Genomic DNA, 17,268 nt, shown 5'->3' on the forward strand with positions numbered 1-17,268 from the left:
CAATCAAATTATAAAGAACATGAAAATTGCAATTATCGGAGCTTCCGGATTTGTTGGTACAGCACTTCTGAACGAGTCATTGGATCGTAAACATCAGGTGACTGCTATTGCGAGAAATCCTGAGAAAATCTCAAAAACTGATGCTAATCTTACCACAAAGAAAGCAGATGTAACAAACGTAGCTGAACTGGCAGAGATATTGTCGGGCCATGATATCGTAATAAGTGCCTACAACCCTGGCTGGACTAATCCTAATATTTACGATGACTTTATTGCCGGATCAAAAGCTATTCAGGAAGCGGTAAAACAATCGGGCGCAAAAAGGCTATTGGTAATTGGCGGTGCTGGAAGTCTGGAAATAGCACCAGGCCTGCAATTAATTGATACACCGGAATTTCCGGCAGAATATAAGCCGGGGGCTTCTGCGGCTCGTGATTATCTGAATATCCTGAAAACTGAAACTGCAATAGACTGGACATTCTTTAGTCCTGCTATCGAAATGCACCAGGGAATAACTACCGGAAGAACCGGAAAATATCGTACAGGATTAGACAATCCGGTATTTGATGAAAATGGAAGATGCGTACTTTCAGTAGAAGATCTGGCAATTGCGGTAATAGATGAAGCTGAAAACAGACAATTTGCCGGAAAGCGTTTTACTGCAGCGTATTAATTTTTTGTCCGGAACAAGAACCGTTTGTATTTTAACCTTCGTTGAAATACAAACGGTTTTTTTATGCCATAGCGCCTTGATTTTATAGTTTTTAAAAAGGGTTTGGTATAAAAAATGAGAAATAACGATTAAATATATCTTTTTCAGTTTGAAAAACCCATTGTTAATATCCGAAGATATTCCTGTATCTTTTTAATAATCTAAAATTGTTCCTTCCAATTTCAACACAATCTGCTAACTTTGTGCAATTTTTGGACTTACCCCAAGATTTTATGGCTAACATACCAGATAAACTTTAGAGATTTAAGTCCACAAAATTTGTGTAAAACTTCATTTAACGCTTAAAAGATCAGTTTAAAACTTATAAAGTTTATAACAAAAAAAACTAAAAAGTACAGCCGTGCCAAAAAACCCATCCATCAAGTCCGTTCTAATTATCGGTTCAGGTCCAATTATCATCGGTCAGGCTTGCGAGTTCGATTATTCCGGTTCGCAGGCAGCTCGTTCGCTTCGTGAAGAAGGTGTTGAAGTTATTTTGATTAACTCAAACCCGGCCACGATTATGACTGATCCTCTCAATGCTGATCATGTTTATTTAAGGCCGCTTGAAAAGAAATCAATCATTGAAATTCTTGAGAAACATAAAATTGATGCTGTTTTACCAACCATGGGAGGTCAGACAGCATTAAATTTAGCAATCGATTGTGATGCTGCAGGAATTTGGGAGAAATATGATGTAAAAATCATCGGAGTAGATATCAAAGCGATTGAAACTACCGAAGATCGTGAGAAATTCAGATTAAAAATGATTGAATTGGGCGTTGGTGTATGTAAAGGTCGTACAGCCCGTTCATTTTTGGAAGGAAAAGAAATTGCTCAGGAAACAGGATTCCCGCTCGTAATCCGCCCTTCATTTACATTGGGAGGAACCGGAGGAGGTTTTGTTAACAAACCTGAAGATTTCGACAAAGCACTTACTGCTGGTTTGCATGCTTCACCGATTCATGAAGTATTGGTAGAGCAGTCGATCATGGGTTGGAAAGAATATGAGTTGGAATTACTTCGTGACAACCTTGGTAACGTAATCATCATTTGTTCGATTGAGAACTTTGATCCGATGGGAATCCATACAGGAGACTCGATCACAGTTGCTCCGGCCATGACTTTGCCTGATACAATTTATCAGAAAATGCGTGACATGGCGATTAAAATGATGAACGGAATTGGTCAGTTTGCAGGTGGATGTAATGTTCAGTTCTCATTAAATCCTGAGAATGACGAGATCATCGCTATTGAAATTAACCCGCGTGTATCACGTTCTTCTGCACTTGCTTCAAAAGCAACAGGTTACCCAATTGCCAAAATCGCAGCGAAAATGGCAATCGGTTATAACTTAGACGAATTGACAAATGCGATTACAGGATCAACATCGGCATATTTTGAACCGGCATTGGATTATGTAATCGTGAAAATACCACGTTGGAACTTTGATAAATTCAAAGGTTCTGACAAGTCTTTAGGCTTACAGATGAAATCTGTAGGAGAAGCCATGGGAATCGGGAGAAACTTCCAGGAAGCACTTCAAAAAGCCTGTCAGTCACTTGAAATCAAGCGCAATGGAATGGGAGCTGATGGAAAAGGATTGAAGGATCAGGATGCCATTATGAAGTCGCTTGCCAATCCGTCATGGAATCGTTTATTCCATATCTATGACGCATTTAAAATGGGTATTTCTTTCAAAACCATTCAGCATGCTACGAAAATCGACAAATGGTTCCTTTACCAGGTAGAAGATTTGGTGCGTGTTGAAAACGAGATGGAGAAATACAGCCTGGCTTCAATTCCCAAAGAATTACTGGAAGAAGCAAAGCATAAAGGATTTGCAGATCGCCAGATTGCTTATACCCTGAAATGTCTTGAGTCTGAAGTTTACGATAAAAGAAATAGCCTTGGTATTAAACGTGTTTATAAATGTGTAGATACCTGTGCCGCTGAATTTGAAGCGAAAACGCCATATTTCTACTCAACATTCTCACAGGGATCTTCTACCTTGGATAATGAGTCGGTAGCAACAGGCAAGAAAAAAGTAATTGTCCTGGGTTCAGGGCCAAACCGAATCGGACAAGGTATTGAGTTTGACTATTCCTGTGTACACGGAATTCTGGCTGCTAAAGAAGCGGGTTATGAGGCGATTATGATTAACTCAAACCCTGAGACAGTTTCAACAGATTTTGATATTGCTGATAAACTATACTTCGAACCTGTTTTCTGGGAACATGTTTATGATATCATCCAGCATGAGAAGCCTGAAGGGGTAATCGTACAGCTTGGTGGTCAGACTGCATTGAAATTGGCTGAAAAGCTGTCAAAATACGGAATTAAGATTATCGGAACTTCTTTCGAGGCACTTGATCTGGCAGAAGACAGAGGTGCTTTCTCTACATTGCTGAAAGAAAATGAAATTCCTTATCCTAAATTCGGGGTTTGTGAAGACGCTGATAATGCGGTAGAATTAGGTCGTCAGCTAGGCTATCCTCTGTTGGTTCGTCCTTCTTATGTATTGGGAGGACAATCTATGAAAATCGTAATCAACGAAGAAGAATTAGAACAACATGTGGTTGATATTTTGAGAGATATTCCCGGAAATAAGATTCTTCTGGATCATTTCCTTGAAAATGCAATCGAAGCTGAAGCGGATGCTATCTGTGACGGAGAAGATGTGTATATCATCGGTATTATGGAGCACATTGAACCGGCAGGTATTCACTCAGGAGATTCTCACTCAGTACTTCCTACTTTTGATTTGTCGGAAAATGTCATCAGACAAATTGAAGACCATACAAAAAAGATTGCCATTGCATTACGTACCAAAGGGCTAATAAACATTCAGTTTGCCGTAAAGGACGAAGTGGTTTATATCATCGAAGCCAACCCTCGTGCCTCAAGAACGGTTCCGTTTATCTGTAAGGCATACCAGGAACCTTATGTGAATTATGCTACCAAGGTAATGTTGGGAGACAAAAAAGTGAAAGATTTTAACTTCCAGCCAAAGAAAAATGGCTGGGCTATTAAAATCCCGGTATTCTCTTTCAACAAATTCCCGAATGTAAATATGGAATTAGGTCCTGAAATGAAGTCAACCGGTGAAGCAATTTACTTTATTGACAGCCTGAAGGATGAATTTTTCCGAAAAGTATATGGTGAAAGAAACCTGTATTTGTCAAGATAAATACCTTTCAGACTTGTATGGAAGTAGTTTTTTTCCCTAAGATTACAAAAAAAGCCAATCAGTTATGATTGGCTTTTTTTGTGCGATTTACTTCTTTGACCGTTGGTTTTGCGTCGCTTTCACCGCGGGCTGTGACACACAGCCCGCTTTATACCCTATTTAATGCTCTGTGTGCTAGAGAGCATGGGTTGAGGCAAATGAATTTGATGAAATTTTGCGATATATTTTTATTTTACAGGTTTTTATTGATATAAAAGTATCATATTTTGCTTAAATAAGTGTGGAGCTGAAAAAAAGAATATTCTACATTTGTTGTCATTATCTCAAACAACAAAATACTATGAAACAAGTTCTTTCAGACGAGCAGGTGAAGGCATATCATCGCGATGGATATGTTATTGTCAGGAATTTTTTCTCAGCACAGGAAATCGGGAAACTCTATGAAGTTGCGATTGATGATGAGCAAATGCGAAAGAATGCCCTTGATCTTAATGACAAATCAGGTTTCAAAACCAAACTTTCTTTATGGTTTACACCCGGAGATGATGTTTATGGACTGGCAACACGTTCTGAGCGAATGATCGGAGGGGCAGCTCAGTTACTGGATTCAGACTCGCCTGTTTGTCATTTTCATTCAAAATTAATGCAAAAAGAACCGAAAGTAGGAGGAGCCTGGGAATGGCATCAGGATTATGGCTACTGGTATAAAAACCAGTTTATGTTTCCCGATCAGATGCTTTCGGTTATGCTGGCATTAACCATTGCCAATCAGGAAAACGGATGTTTACAGGTCATAAAAGGTTCTCATAAATTAGGCCGGGTAAATCACGGTTTTTCAGGAGAACAGGTAGGTGCGGATATGATTTTTGTGGAAAATGCCTTGAAAACAATGGATTTGGTCTATGTGGAATTAAATGCAGGAGATGCTCTGTTTTTTCATGCCAATTTATTACATCGCTCAGCTCCCAATTTATCTGACTACGCCCGTTGGTCATTGATTTCCTGTTATAATGCTCAAAGTAACCCTGCTTATAATGAAAAGACCTTTTCATACCTGACTCCCGTAGAAGTAGTCTCAGATTCCGCAATTCTGGACGCAAAAGATTTGGTTGGCTTGAGTGAAAATACAGATTTACTGAAAAAAGAAGATGATCCAGCTCTGAAGGAAACAGGCTGGGAAGAGGAAGTTGAAACGAATTAAGGGTATTATTTACTTCTGACAATTACCTGTTTCCCTAGTTTCCTGAGTTTTTCGGAAACGATTCGGGCTTCTGATTCACTAAATGATCCGGCGCTGACGCTGATCAGAGATTTATTGCTGGACGGAAATGAAAAAGCTGTCATAAATCCGCTTTTCTTTAAATACCTCACTTCATTCTGCGCATTGGCTGCATCCCCGAAAGAACCGGTAATAACCAGAATATTGCCGGAACTTTTCGAAGTTGATTCCTTGTTTACAGTTCTCCGGGAAGAAGGTTCTTTTGTTTTTTCTTCTTTTATTTCAGTCTTTGCTTCTTTTTTGAAAGTTTCAGGGAGAGGAGCTGCCACAACCGGAGGAATTTCCAGAGTAGAGTCAATGGCATCTTCTGCAATGGCAATATCTTCCTTACTTGGTTTGAAAGGATTTCCCAGCAAATGAATAAATGCAATGGCTAAAAGGACGCCTAAAAGTAAAAAACCAAGTACAAATGAGATAAATGAAACAGGCTTTTTTAGCGTATCTTTCATGCTTGCAAGTAGTTAAGAATATTCTTATGCTGTAAATTTAAAGAAATGAACCGATACAAAAAGCGTTTAAAGAATAACTTTTCAGGATATTTCTTTCAAAAATGAAAAAAGATCAATTACCTTAAAAATAAACCATTCATAAAATTCTTGTCCAATGAAAGAAACTATTCCGTAATTTTGCCATTATTAATTCAGTAGATATTTTCGTTTTGACGACGTTTTAAATTAGCAATAAAATGATAATCAAATTCTTAGGTATTGTTTTTTTAGTGTTCTTCCTGTTTCCCCGTTTGATAAAATGGCTGGTGAAAGGCTTTGTGGTATCTCAGATGAATAAAAGCCAGCAACAATTTTATGAACAACAACGTAACGCTCAGAGCTCTCAAAAAAGAGAAGGGCAGATTGATGTTGACTATGTTCCTCCCCGCAATAAAAATCCAAAATCAACTGATGATTTTCGGGGCGGAGAGTATATCGATTATGAGGAAGTAAAATAATCCCATCCTTTTCTTTCACCGTTAATAATAGCGATAATTGTCTTTTTTAAAGAATTAACTTCTGGTAAAATCTGAAATAACATAGGTGATAATTGCCCTAATCTCAAATTAAACATTATTTTTGTAGAAAGATAACATTTTAGTTTTAGGGAAGGGTCTTTAAATATTACTAAATTTCGATTGGTTTATTAGATTTTGAAAAGAAAAACTCCATATAGTTTGATGTTTTGGCTGGGTGTTTGTTTCGCTATGCTAACAATCCCGCAAGATAGTTCCGGCAAAAATGGAAATAGTAAAAAAACAAGAATCTTTAGTGATTTGTCCATAAGGATGGCTCCTCAAAAGAATGCTAAAAGTTATATTTCTCTTGATTTGTCCAGCCCATTCAGTGATGAATCAGGCAGTCAGCAAAATACCACCCGTGAAACTTCCAGCGAAGATGATTTCGAAATGAATGAAGAGAACTTTATGTTGTCTAAGGTCATTTGGGGCAATGCTGAGAGCGTTTTAAATAGTCTTTACAAAGAATCGCATTATAATACCGTCATTTCTCTCTTTACTCCCCCTCCACAGGTTTAAATACTTCAAGGTCCGGCTTTTGATTTCCATTTTGCTTCAGCATGAATGGGATCATACTCTTTTGGCTTTTTCCAGACTTTTTTGATTTATTCTTTATTAAACTAATTCGACAGCGCGTTTAAAAATGGGTTTCCCCATTTTTTGAAGCAGTGTTGTGGCAAATCCATGATTGACAAACTGATTGCAGCCTGCGTCAGAAGCCCCTGGACTGTGGGGATTATGATGCTTATTTTAATGATTACCGGAGGGTATTCCCTGAAAACCCTTCCTATTGACGCCGTACCTGATGTAACCAATAATCAGGTGGACGTAATTACAAACTCTCCGAATTTATCTTCTCTTGAGATCGAAATGTTCCTGACCACCCCGATTGAAATGGTCATGGCAAACATTCCGGGTTTAGTGGAAACAAGGTCTTCTTCCAAATTTGGTTCGTCGGTTGTTAAACTGATTTTTACTGATGAAACTGATATTTACTGGGCAAGGCAGCAGGTTTTTGAACGCCTTCAGCAGGTACAGGCAGATATACCTGAAGGTGCCGGGACACCCACTTTAGGGCCGGTATCCACAGGTCTTGGCGAGATTTATCAGTATGTAATCCGCCCTAAAGACCTGAATAACAGCAAATATACTTTAACCGAAATCCGTACTATTCAGGAATGGGTTGTCAGAAAGAAATTATTGGGACTTCCGGGAGTAGCAGATGTGAGTGGCTACGGAGGATATGCCAAAGAGTATCAGGCAAAACTGAGAACTGAAAGGATGAAAGCCCTGGGAGTAACAGTTGATGAGATTTATGAGGCTTTGAGCCAGGGAAATGGAAATACCGGAGGGGCATATATAGAAAAAGATAATAAGGCCTATACAATCCGTGGAATCGGTTTGGCGAAAGGACTTGATGACATAGCAAATACCGTTATTAAAAAGAATGGTTCTGCACCTGTTTTGGTAAAAGATGTGGCTGAGGTAGAATTCGGGCATGCTTTGCGTTTTGGAGCCCTCACAATGAACGGCTCAGGTGAAGTAGTCGGAGGTTCTATTCTGATGATGAAAGGAGCAAACGGGAATGAAGTAATAACGGCTCTTAAAGCAAGATTTGTGGAAATTCAGAAGGAATTACCGCCTGATTTGGTTATTGAGCCTTTTCTGGACAGATCTGAACTGGTAAACAGTGCCATTGCTACCGTAGCCAAAAACCTTGTGGAAGGAGCGTTGATTGTGATGATTGTAATTCTGGTTTTTCTGGGGAACTGGAGAGCAAGTTTACTCGCAGCTTCTGTGATTCCTTTGTCGATGCTTTTTGCCTTCATCTGGATGAAATTGTTTAATGTGGTTGGAAATGTAATGAGTCTCGGAGCTATAGATTTTGGCTTATTGGTTGACCCCGCCATTATTGTAGTAGAATCAGCCGTGTTATTTTTAGCACTGGCTATGGCGAAAAGAAAAGAGTTTACCGGCAAAACATTGAATTATGCTGAAAGACAGGATGTCATTATCAATGCTTCTTCTGAGGTTAAAAAATCGGTAGTCTTCGGGGGATTAATTATCCTGATTGTATATGTGCCTATCCTTACTTTGCAGGGAGTGGAAGGAAAGTTATTCTCCCCAATGGCCAAAACGGTAAGTTTTGCCATTATCGGAGCATTGCTCCTGGCTGTTACTTATGTGCCTATGATGAGCGCACTGATTCTTCGACCGCCGAAATCTCTTCACGATCATGGTTTTTCTGAAAAAATAATTCAGTTTTTCCTGAGAGGACTGAAGCCTGTTGTCCGCCTTGGACTTAAGTTTAAAATAGGCGTTATCGTTTTTGCCATCCTGGTTCTATGTGCAGGAATCCTCGGTTTTAAAAAAATCGGAGGGGAATTTATGCCAAAAATTCAGGAAGGAGATATGGTAATTGATATGGATTTACCGATAGGAACTCCTTTGACTGAGTCGATCAGACAGAGCCGGATTTTTCAGGAAGGATTATTGAAAACTTTTCCGGACGAAATAGACCGTGCGGTTTCCAAGCTTGGAACTTCCGAAGTAAAAGTAGATCCGCTTCCTCTGGAATCTCAGGAAATTTATGTGTCATTCCGGGACAAAAAACTTTGGAAAAAGGCCAAAAATCAGGAAGAGCTTTCCATTTTGGTTAATGATTACATGAAACAGTTTCCGGGACCTATTTATGCTATTTCCCAACCAATTGAAAGCCGCGTAAATGATATGATCAGCGGAGCGAGAACAGACGTAGTGGTTCAGCTTTACGGATCTGATCTCGATACCCTCGTTTCAAGAAGTAAGCAGATTATTCAGCTTGTACGGAAAATTCCGGGAGCAGTAGATGTAAAGGGTAGCAAGGTATTCGGACTTCCGCAGTTGAATATCAGCTATGACAGACAACGTATGGCTTTGTATGGTATCAAAGTTCAGCAGGTGAACAGAGCGATTCAAATGGCTTACGGAGGCGCTACGGCCGGAGTGGTTTATGAAAAAGACAAAAGGTTTGACGTCACTTTGCGGCTGGTGGGAGAGGATCGTGCAAATGTGGAAAATATTGAAAATCTGCTGATTAACGATAAAGATAATAACCCTATTCCTTTACACGAAATTGCAGATATTTCCGAGGATATTGGCCCTTCCGAAATCAACCATGAAAATTTAAAAAGAGTGGTAAATCTTGGTTTTAACGTCAGAGAACGGGATTTGGAATCTGTCGTAAATGATGTAATCAAAGCGGTTGATGCACAGATTTCTCTTCCGAAAGGCTACGAAATTAATTATGGCGGAGAATTTGAAAATTTTAGCCGTGCGAAAGCCAGACTCTCAATTGTAGTACCGATTGCCTTAATTATCATTTTTGGATTGCTGTATCTGACTTTCAGAAATTTCAGGGATAGTTTACTGATTTATGCTGTAGTGCCTTTGTCTGCTGTAGGAGGTGTTTTTTCTCTTCTTCTGCGTGACATGAATTTTAGTATTTCTGCCGGAGTCGGTTTTATCGCTTTATTCGGGGTAGCCGTTCTGAACGGGATTTTATTGGTAGGGCATTTTAATGAACTGGGCAAACAGGGAATTGAAGATCCGGGAGAACGGGTATTGAAAGGCCTGGAAGAACGTCTTCGCCCTGTAATAATGACTTCTTTTGTGGCTGCTTTGGGCTTTATGCCTATGGCGCTTTCAACGAGTGTTGGTGCGGAAGTTCAGAAGCCTTTGGCAACGGTAGTAATCGGAGGGTTGCTTACGGCTACCATATTGACTCTCATTGTGCTGCCTGTGTTGTACGCAATGTTTGCCGGTAAAAAAGTTCAACCAGAAATTATTGAAGAAACGGTATGAAAATAATGAGCAGGAAAATTTTAAAAACAGTGATTTTAAGTTTGTGCCTTTTTACCAGTAAATATGGAATAGGGCAAACTGCAAGGGTTATCCCCTTAAATACAGCCATTGAGATGGCTATCAAATTAAACCCGCAAACTAAAATTGCAGATTTAAGAATAGAGAAACAAAGGGTTTTATTACCGGCAACGAGGAATTTTGACAGCCCGGAATTATTATTTCAGGCTCCCACTTCTGATGCTTTCAGACCAGGGATTATGCAGAAATTCGCTATGCCGCAAGTGTATAATCAGCAGAAAAAGGCTCAGGAAAGTCAAATCAGACTTACGGAAACTGAAAAACAGATTACCAGTAATATTTTACGCTATAATGTAAAAACGGTTTACAATGAGCTTAGATACCTCAGAGAAGTAATCCGGAATTATCAGCGTCAGGATTCTCTTTTGGCAGATTTTGTGAAGATTACAGACGTCCGGGTGCAGGTTGGACAGATTTCGAGAATTGAGAAATTAAATGCCGAATCCCAATACAGGGAAGTACAGTATTTACTGGATCAGATAAGAGCCAAAGTAAGAAGTAATCGTATTCAACTGGGGCTACTGATTGGCATGCCCAATGATACAACCCTGAGGGTTTCGGGAGATTTTGACAAACTGAAATTTATTCATGCGGTCATTTCAACGGATACCAATTTCGTTCAGAACCCTTTGACAGGATTTTACCGGGAAAACCAGCAATTGAATATGGAATTGCTGAGTCTGGAGAAAAAGCGAAGACTTCCGAATGTAATTGTAGGTTATCTGAATCAGGGAGATAAAAATAGTCCGGTAGGATACAGATTCCAGTTGGGTGTTACTTTACCAGTCTGGGGATGGGTTTTTAACTCCAGAATCAATGGGGCGAAAAAGGATGTGGAAATTGCCCAGAAACAGATCGCCCTCAATAATTATGAACTACAGGGAACATACGATAAAGCGGTTTCAGAATACAGACAATACCAGGAAGCACTGGAATATTATGAAACCATCGGTTTATTACAAGCCAGCGAAATTATTAACGCCGCAAAAGACGGGTATCGTCTGGGGAGCATAGGGTATTATAATTACCTGCTCAACTTGCAGCAGGCTTTTAAAATCAGACTGGGCTACCTTGATGCGCTCAGAAATTTTAACCAGTCAGTTATCACATTACAATATTTGAAAGGAGAATAGTCATCATCGTTTTTGAATAATAAAGCCTGTTTTAAAGAAAGCAGGGGTTAAGTCAGAAACCTGAAATATTAAGAAATATGAAACATTCATTAAAATACCTGATTTTTAGCTCTTTCTGTGTCACGATCATTGTGGCGGCAGGCTGCAGTTCGGAAGAAAAAAGCAGCACTGTTTCAACAAAAGTGAAAAGCCAGACCAGTCTGGATTCTTTGGTACTGAATCAGAAACAGCTTGAATCTGTTAATGTCGATCTTGTCAGTTTTGAGACAAGAAGCCTGAAACCAATTATTTTTTCCAATGGTGTGATTACTTTGCTGCCCGATAGCAAGGCGGAGGTAAGTAGTCATATTGAAGGGAAAGTGGAGCAGATTTTTGTTCGCGAGGGCATGAGTGTGCATAAAGGGCAGCCGATTCTGAAAATTTCAAGTTTTCAGTTACTTGAATTGCAGAATGAATTTGCCGCCGCACAAAGTGAGGCAGAATTTTTGGAAATAGAATACAAACGTCAGGATGAGCTGAGAAAAAGCAATATCGGTGTGCTAGCTGAATATCAGTCTGTTGATTCTAAATTGAAGGCTGCGATTGCCAAAGAGAAAGCTTTGCAGAACAAATTAGACCTGATCGGGATCAGTACGGGTGGTTTAGCCAAAAAAAGGGATATGAAAATGACCTCTTCTTTAGTCATCACTTCACCTATCGATGGCTTTGTGTACAAGTTTAATGAGAATATAGGTTCTCTGGTAAAACCCGAAACCATTCTGGCAGAAATTATTAACCCGGATAAATTACAGGCAGATGTATTTGTTTATGAAAAAGATGCGGATTTCGTAGAAGAAGGCTTACCGGTAGAAATCTCTTTTGTAAACCGTGCTATCGCAAATGCGCAGGGGAAAATTGCATATATTTCCAGGGCGATTGATGCGCAGAATAAAGCAATAACACTTCATGTTAATTTTAAAAGGCCCAATACCAAAGAGCCGATTTTAGCCGATATGAATGTGAAAGTTAAAATTGTTGGGGTTGGTACCAAAACCAGTGAAAATACTTTACCTAAGACCGCTATTTTTGATGACGGAGATAATAAATTCATTTTTTGTGCTTCAGGACCTACTCCTGAGAAAATTGCTTTCCGGAAATACAGGGTTGAAATTCTGAGAGAAGATGAACAATATGTGCAGGTAAAAGTGCTTGAGAATATCCCTTCGGATGTTAAAATTGCTAATAAAAATGTATTGGCTCTGGAAGCAGAGAGAAAGAAAAATGAATAATTGCAGGAGAGTCGGGAGTTGCTTCCCGACTTTTTTCCTGAATATTGATACAAAAGCCTTAACTTTAAGTTCTCAGAAATAGCATTGTTTCAATATTTTCCGGGACTGATTGAGCAGTTACCGGATTTTCAAAACCTACTCACTGATTGTGGAGATTTTAATCATATTAGCACTGACAATATTAAACGGTATTTTCTCAATGTCTGAAATCGCCGTGGTGTCCTCACGGAAAGTAAAACTTGAAAGTGCTGCCAAAAAAGGAAGTATTGCTGCCCGCAGGGCTTTGGATCTGATGAATTCTCCCAATAAATTCCTGTCAACCGTTCAAATCGGAATTACACTTATCGGAATTCTTTTAGGGGTATTTGGAGGTGAAAGTCTTATTATTCAGCTCGATACATACCTTCAGCCCTTACCATATATCGGCCCTTACAGCCATCCTGTTTCAGTAAGTCTTGTATTAATGATGATTACATTTTTATCCTTGATTTTAGGAGAATTAGTACCTAAAAGAATTGGATTAAATCATCCGGAGGCCATTGCTAAAGCGGTTGCCATGCCGATGATTGTCATTTCCAGACTGGCTGCTCCGTTTGTCTGGTTACTTACCACTACCACCGAGCTATTACTCCGGATTCTGAATATAAAACCTTCAGCAGATAGTAAAATTACAGAAGAAGAAATCAAGGCTATCATGCAGGAGGGAACAGAAGGCGGAGAAATTCAGGAAATAGAGCATGATATTGTAAAACGGGTTTTTTACCTGGGCGATAGAAAAGTGAGTTCTCTAATGACTTATCGCGGAGACCTGGTCTGGCTGGATGATCATGATTCTTCAGAAGTGATAAAACAGAAAATCAGTAATGAAGTGCATTCTGTTTATCTGGTTTGCAGCGGCTCTCTTGAAAGCCCGAAAGGAGTGGTTTTTCTGACAGATTTATTCAAGGAAAGCTTGGCCGGAAGAGAAATTGATCTTGCCGGATGTTTACAGCCAATCCATTTTATTCCGGAAAACAGTTCTGCCTATAAGGCGCTGGAAAGGTTTAAAGAAACCAAAGTACATTATGGCGTGGTAGCCGATGAATATGGTGTAATTCAGGGAATAGTGACCCTTGATGATCTTGTAGATGCGTTGGTTGGAGATGTTTCGACTGACTATTTTACAGAACCTCAGATTGTTCAGAGAGAGGATGGAACCTGGCTGATTGATGCCCAGTATTCATATCATGATTTTCTTCGCTTTTTTGATCTCATTGAAATTGTTGAAGATCAGGAGTTTAATACTATTGCAGGAATGATTCTTGAACATTTGGGATATATTCCGAAAACCGGCGAAAGACTGATCTGGCAAAGGTTTGAATTTGAAATTATAGACATGGATGGTGCCAGAATTGATAAAATTCTCGTAAAACTTACCGAATAAGTCATTACTCTTTGGTTGAGGTAATCCACCAGGTAATTCCGAAGGGATCAATGACACCACCACTTCTTCCGTATTCTTTGTTGGCTAAATCTGAAATGGCTTTTGCACCGGAATCTAATGCTTTCTGATAAGTTTCGTCTGCATTTTCCACATAAATGAAAAATTTATTGGAAAGGTTATCTCCCGGATCCTGACTTTCAGAGAACATAATTGTGCTCCCGTGTATATTTACTTCAGCGTGCATCAGGCTGCCATCTTCGCGGGGCATCCAATAAATTTTCTCCGCCTGGAAAACATTTTCCAGAAAACTCAGAAACTGAACAGCCCCATTTACCATTAAATAAGGCATTACCGATTGATGTCCTTCCGGAATTTTCATGGTCTTGATTTTTTAAATGGACTGATATTTTAAGATTTTACCCTTGTTTTTCAGCAAATTCCTTAAACTGCTGAAGGTATTGGAAGGTCTGTTTTTTAAAGGCTCCGGGCATAAAAAATGCAATAAATTTCATAATTCCTGAAAACTGAAATTCTTGTTCTGATACCCATTTGGTTTGATTGGAAGAAAGGGGAATAAAGGAATTTTTAATAATATTGAAAACCCCTTTCGCTTCATATGTTCCGCTAAACTCATCCGGTAAGTTCCTGACTGTCACTGTTTCTATCATTTCCACTTCTCTGTTTCCCATTTTAAATCTGAGTCTTGATTTAGCTCCCGGCTGTCCTGGAGTCCCGCTAATGGCTTCAAAACTTTGCAACCCGGGCTGCCATTTTTTGAGGTTATCAGGATCGTCAAAAAGTTCAATTACCCTGTCGATAGGGAGATTGATGTCAATTTCAGTAGAATACTTCATTTTTAGTTTCTTTTTGATGAATTAAACCGGAAAAAGATAAAGTAATTTACAGGAAATTGTTGATTTTTTGTATGAGAAGCAAATTAAATTATGCGAATAACCTGCTGTATGAAAGGGTTTTAGCAAATAAAGTGAATCATCTGAGGCAGATTCATTTCTTTTTCAATCTGCCTCAGTGATGTTTTTAAGAATGGATCAGCTTATCTATTACTTCAGGAAAATGTTTATGTTCGAGAACCTGACCTTTTTTGGCAACATCCTCATGGGTATCAGTAGGTAATACAGGATATGAAGCCTGGAAAATAATTCCGCCCTCATCATAATGTTCATTTACATAATGAATCGTAATGCCTGATTCAGTTTCTTTATTGGCAACAACCGCTTCGTGTACGAAATGGCCGTACATTCCCTTTCCTCCGAATTTCGGGAGCAGAGCAGGGTGAATATTGATGATTTTATTTGGAAATGCTTCAACCAGGTTTTGGGGAATTAACCAAAGAAATCCGGCAAGAATTACCCAGTCAATCCCATTTTCTTTCAAAGTATTTACAACATAATCTGATTTAAACTGAGCTCTGTCAAATAAAACTAACGGGATATTCAATCTTTCAGCCCTTTGGATAACGCCGGCCTGAGGATTGTTACACAGAATGAGTTTGATGTTAACATCTTCTGAGTCAAGGAAATATTCTGCAATTCGTTCGGCATTTGAACCCGAACCTGAAGCAAAAATGGCAAGGTTTTTCATAAATTTGATACGACGTTTTTATCCCCGTCAAAAATCCTTCAAATTTAAGGAGAACATTCCAACCTTTTCAGACAATTTTTGGTCTTTATCAACAAAAAGGAAACTGAACTATGAAAAATTTACTGAGCTTTTTTTTCCTATGTTTTCTTATGCTGAATCTTTCAGGTTGCAGGAAAGATGATGGCTGTGTAACGCCTCCTTCTGATGCTGTTGCCTTGCAGGGAAACTGGAAGCTGACAAATGTGAAAATGGGCGATATCGCCGGGTCTCCTTGTCTGGGAGGTTCAATTCCCCGGGCTGTTACCATTAATTTCACAGCGGAATCTGCTCCTAAACCTGATGAAGGGCTCATTTTCAGAGGCCAGTCGGTAGTCAATGAATATGCCGGCTCTTATAAGGTTCAGACTTTCGATACTGAAAAACAGGTCGGAACGATTAAAATGAGTGAAATTTCAACCACCAAAAAAGCCGGAACTGCTGAAGAAATGCAGTGTGAAAGCTTATATTACAGTCTTCTGAAAAACTCAGATCGTTTTGTATTTGTACAAAATAACGGGAAAATGCAGCTTTTGCTCGGAATTGCTCAGACATTACCAGGCGGTGTCTGGACAACTTATATGACTTTTGAGAAAACTAATTAGCAAATCCCATACTCAGAACTCCTAAAAGCATAATGACTTTGCAGAAATTACTAAGGAAGGCAAAATCTTTTTTAGTATCAGCAAGTACGAGTTTATAAGTCAGATAGCCAATCGGGAGTAAGCCAATCAGGAAAATATATCCGATCTGAGAATTGGGTAATTGTGTGGTAAAAGCAAAGAGGATTGTCAGGAACGAAGCAATAAAAATATAAAGCAGCCATTTGGTCCGGGCAATTCCCCATAAAATCGGAAGGGTTTTGCAACCATGGGCTGCATCTCCTTTTACATCTTCCATATCTTTAATAATCTCACGGATTAAAGTAATGCAGAAAGAGAAAATGGCATAAATCCAGACCTCCTTCTGATGTCCGCTGTAGAATGCTGCGAGAACCAGCAGTGAAAGTCCGGTCATAATAGCAACTGTCAGATTTCCCCAGAATGCAGTTCTTTTTAACTGATTTGAATAGATCCACAGACAGAAAACAGCAAATAGATTTACTGCAAACACTTTCCGGCTTACCAGCAATCCTATCAGAATCCCCAACACATTAAAGGATTGATTAATCACCATTGCCCATCGTCTTTTGATGAGCCGCCCGATCACAACTCTGTCAGGTTTATTAATCAGGTCAATTTTAATATCATAATAATCATTGATGATGTAACCGGCTGCAGCAATGAGCACAGTGGATAAACAGATTAATGCCAGATCTTTTTCACGGAGGTATTCTATCCATTTTGAAGGAGAGCCGATCAGGAATGTTCTGGTAAAATATTGTGTAAAGATTATAATCAGCAGGTTTTGCGTTCTGATGAGTCTCAGAAATCCCAGAGTCGCTTGCCGGATTGTTACTTTACGTGCCATTTTTTTTGGATAAAACACAAATGAAAATATTTTTCGGAATACTGTGGAGCAATTTCCCTTATTTGAGTGTTAGAATTAAAGTTAGAGAAAAATACCGTCGAAAATTGTAAATTGCATAATAATGAAACTTGGCAAAACTATTAAATTTAGTCCGGTGTTATCATAAAAATAAGTAAAAATACACTAAAACAGTTCCCGGGTACAGGCCGATACAATTTTAAGGGAATA

The 17,268-nt window shown here is 39.1% G+C and carries 15 protein-coding genes; 10 read left to right on the forward strand and 5 right to left on the reverse strand.

Annotated features, from left to right (window positions below; genetic code table 11):
* Positions 1-19: 19 nt before the first annotated feature.
* The 3 genes from BM179_RS18860 to BM179_RS18870 all read left to right on the forward strand — a co-directional run bounded on the left by BM179_RS18860 (position 20) and on the right by BM179_RS18870 (position 5,103).
* Positions 20-673, forward strand: a complete 654-nt coding sequence (locus tag BM179_RS18860) for an NAD(P)-dependent oxidoreductase (RefSeq protein ID WP_092018726.1) — start codon at positions 20-22, stop codon at positions 671-673.
* Positions 674-1,073: 400 nt separating this feature from the next.
* Entirely contained in the window at positions 1,074-3,902 is a 2,829-nt protein-coding gene (carB, locus tag BM179_RS18865) for a carbamoyl-phosphate synthase large subunit (protein WP_092018727.1), read from the forward strand.
* Between the two features lie 340 nt (positions 3,903-4,242).
* Complete coding sequence (locus tag BM179_RS18870; protein WP_092018728.1) at positions 4,243-5,103, forward strand: phytanoyl-CoA dioxygenase family protein; 861 nt, start codon at positions 4,243-4,245, stop codon at positions 5,101-5,103.
* 5 nt (positions 5,104-5,108) lie between these two features.
* On the opposite strand, the gene BM179_RS18875 is transcribed toward BM179_RS18870, so the two are convergent.
* Positions 5,109-5,630, reverse strand: coding sequence for an SPOR domain-containing protein (locus BM179_RS18875; protein WP_092018729.1), 522 nt, complete (start codon positions 5,628-5,630; stop codon positions 5,109-5,111).
* A 236-nt stretch (positions 5,631-5,866) separates the two neighbouring features.
* Here BM179_RS18875 and BM179_RS18880 point away from each other — a divergent pair, with 236 nt between their 5' ends.
* From BM179_RS18880 to BM179_RS18905, 6 genes are all read left to right on the forward strand, one after another.
* Positions 5,867-6,127, forward strand: a complete 261-nt coding sequence (locus BM179_RS18880; RefSeq protein WP_092018730.1) for a DUF4834 family protein — start codon at positions 5,867-5,869, stop codon at positions 6,125-6,127.
* A gap of 195 nt (positions 6,128-6,322) precedes the next feature.
* Positions 6,323-6,706 (forward strand): hypothetical protein, encoded by a 384-nt coding sequence (locus tag BM179_RS18885; protein WP_143095267.1) that lies wholly within the window; start codon positions 6,323-6,325, stop codon positions 6,704-6,706.
* A 165-nt stretch (positions 6,707-6,871) separates the two neighbouring features.
* Entirely contained in the window at positions 6,872-10,030 is a 3,159-nt protein-coding gene (locus BM179_RS18890; protein WP_092018732.1) for an efflux RND transporter permease subunit, read from the forward strand.
* 5 nt (positions 10,031-10,035) lie between these two features.
* Positions 10,036-11,241: a TolC family protein gene (locus BM179_RS18895; protein ID WP_177219452.1), complete on the forward strand. Its 1,206-nt coding sequence runs from the start codon at positions 10,036-10,038 to the stop codon at positions 11,239-11,241.
* Between the two features lie 77 nt (positions 11,242-11,318).
* The gene (locus BM179_RS18900) at positions 11,319-12,509 is read left to right on the forward strand and encodes an efflux RND transporter periplasmic adaptor subunit (protein ID WP_092018734.1); all 1,191 of its coding nucleotides are present in this window, start codon (positions 11,319-11,321) and stop codon (positions 12,507-12,509) included.
* Between the two features lie 148 nt (positions 12,510-12,657).
* A complete protein-coding gene (locus BM179_RS18905; protein ID WP_092018863.1) occupies positions 12,658-13,932 on the forward strand; it encodes a hemolysin family protein in 1,275 nt (424 codons plus the stop codon).
* Positions 13,933-13,936: 4 nt separating this feature from the next.
* On the opposite strand, the gene BM179_RS18910 is transcribed toward BM179_RS18905, so the two are convergent.
* From BM179_RS18910 to purN, 3 genes are all read right to left on the reverse strand, one after another.
* Entirely contained in the window at positions 13,937-14,311 is a 375-nt protein-coding gene (locus BM179_RS18910; protein ID WP_092018735.1) for a VOC family protein, read from the reverse strand.
* 37 nt (positions 14,312-14,348) lie between these two features.
* A complete protein-coding gene (locus BM179_RS18915; protein WP_092018736.1) occupies positions 14,349-14,786 on the reverse strand; it encodes an SRPBCC family protein in 438 nt (145 codons plus the stop codon).
* A 184-nt stretch (positions 14,787-14,970) separates the two neighbouring features.
* On the reverse strand, positions 14,971-15,534 hold the full coding sequence (gene purN / locus BM179_RS18920) for a phosphoribosylglycinamide formyltransferase (RefSeq protein ID WP_092018737.1): 564 nt from the start codon (positions 15,532-15,534) through the stop codon (positions 14,971-14,973).
* A 110-nt stretch (positions 15,535-15,644) separates the two neighbouring features.
* Here purN and BM179_RS18925 point away from each other — a divergent pair, with 110 nt between their 5' ends.
* Complete coding sequence (locus BM179_RS18925; protein ID WP_092018738.1) at positions 15,645-16,175, forward strand: META domain-containing protein; 531 nt, start codon at positions 15,645-15,647, stop codon at positions 16,173-16,175.
* On the opposite strand, the gene BM179_RS18930 is transcribed toward BM179_RS18925, so the two are convergent.
* Positions 16,168-17,040, reverse strand: a complete 873-nt coding sequence (locus BM179_RS18930) for a geranylgeranylglycerol-phosphate geranylgeranyltransferase (protein ID WP_092018739.1) — start codon at positions 17,038-17,040, stop codon at positions 16,168-16,170. The genes BM179_RS18925 and BM179_RS18930 overlap by 8 nt on opposite strands.
* Between the last annotated feature and the right edge of the window lie 228 nt (positions 17,041-17,268).

The organism is Pseudarcicella hirudinis (assembly GCF_900115665.1).
Lineage (GTDB): Bacteria > Bacteroidota > Bacteroidia > Cytophagales > Spirosomataceae > Pseudarcicella > Pseudarcicella hirudinis.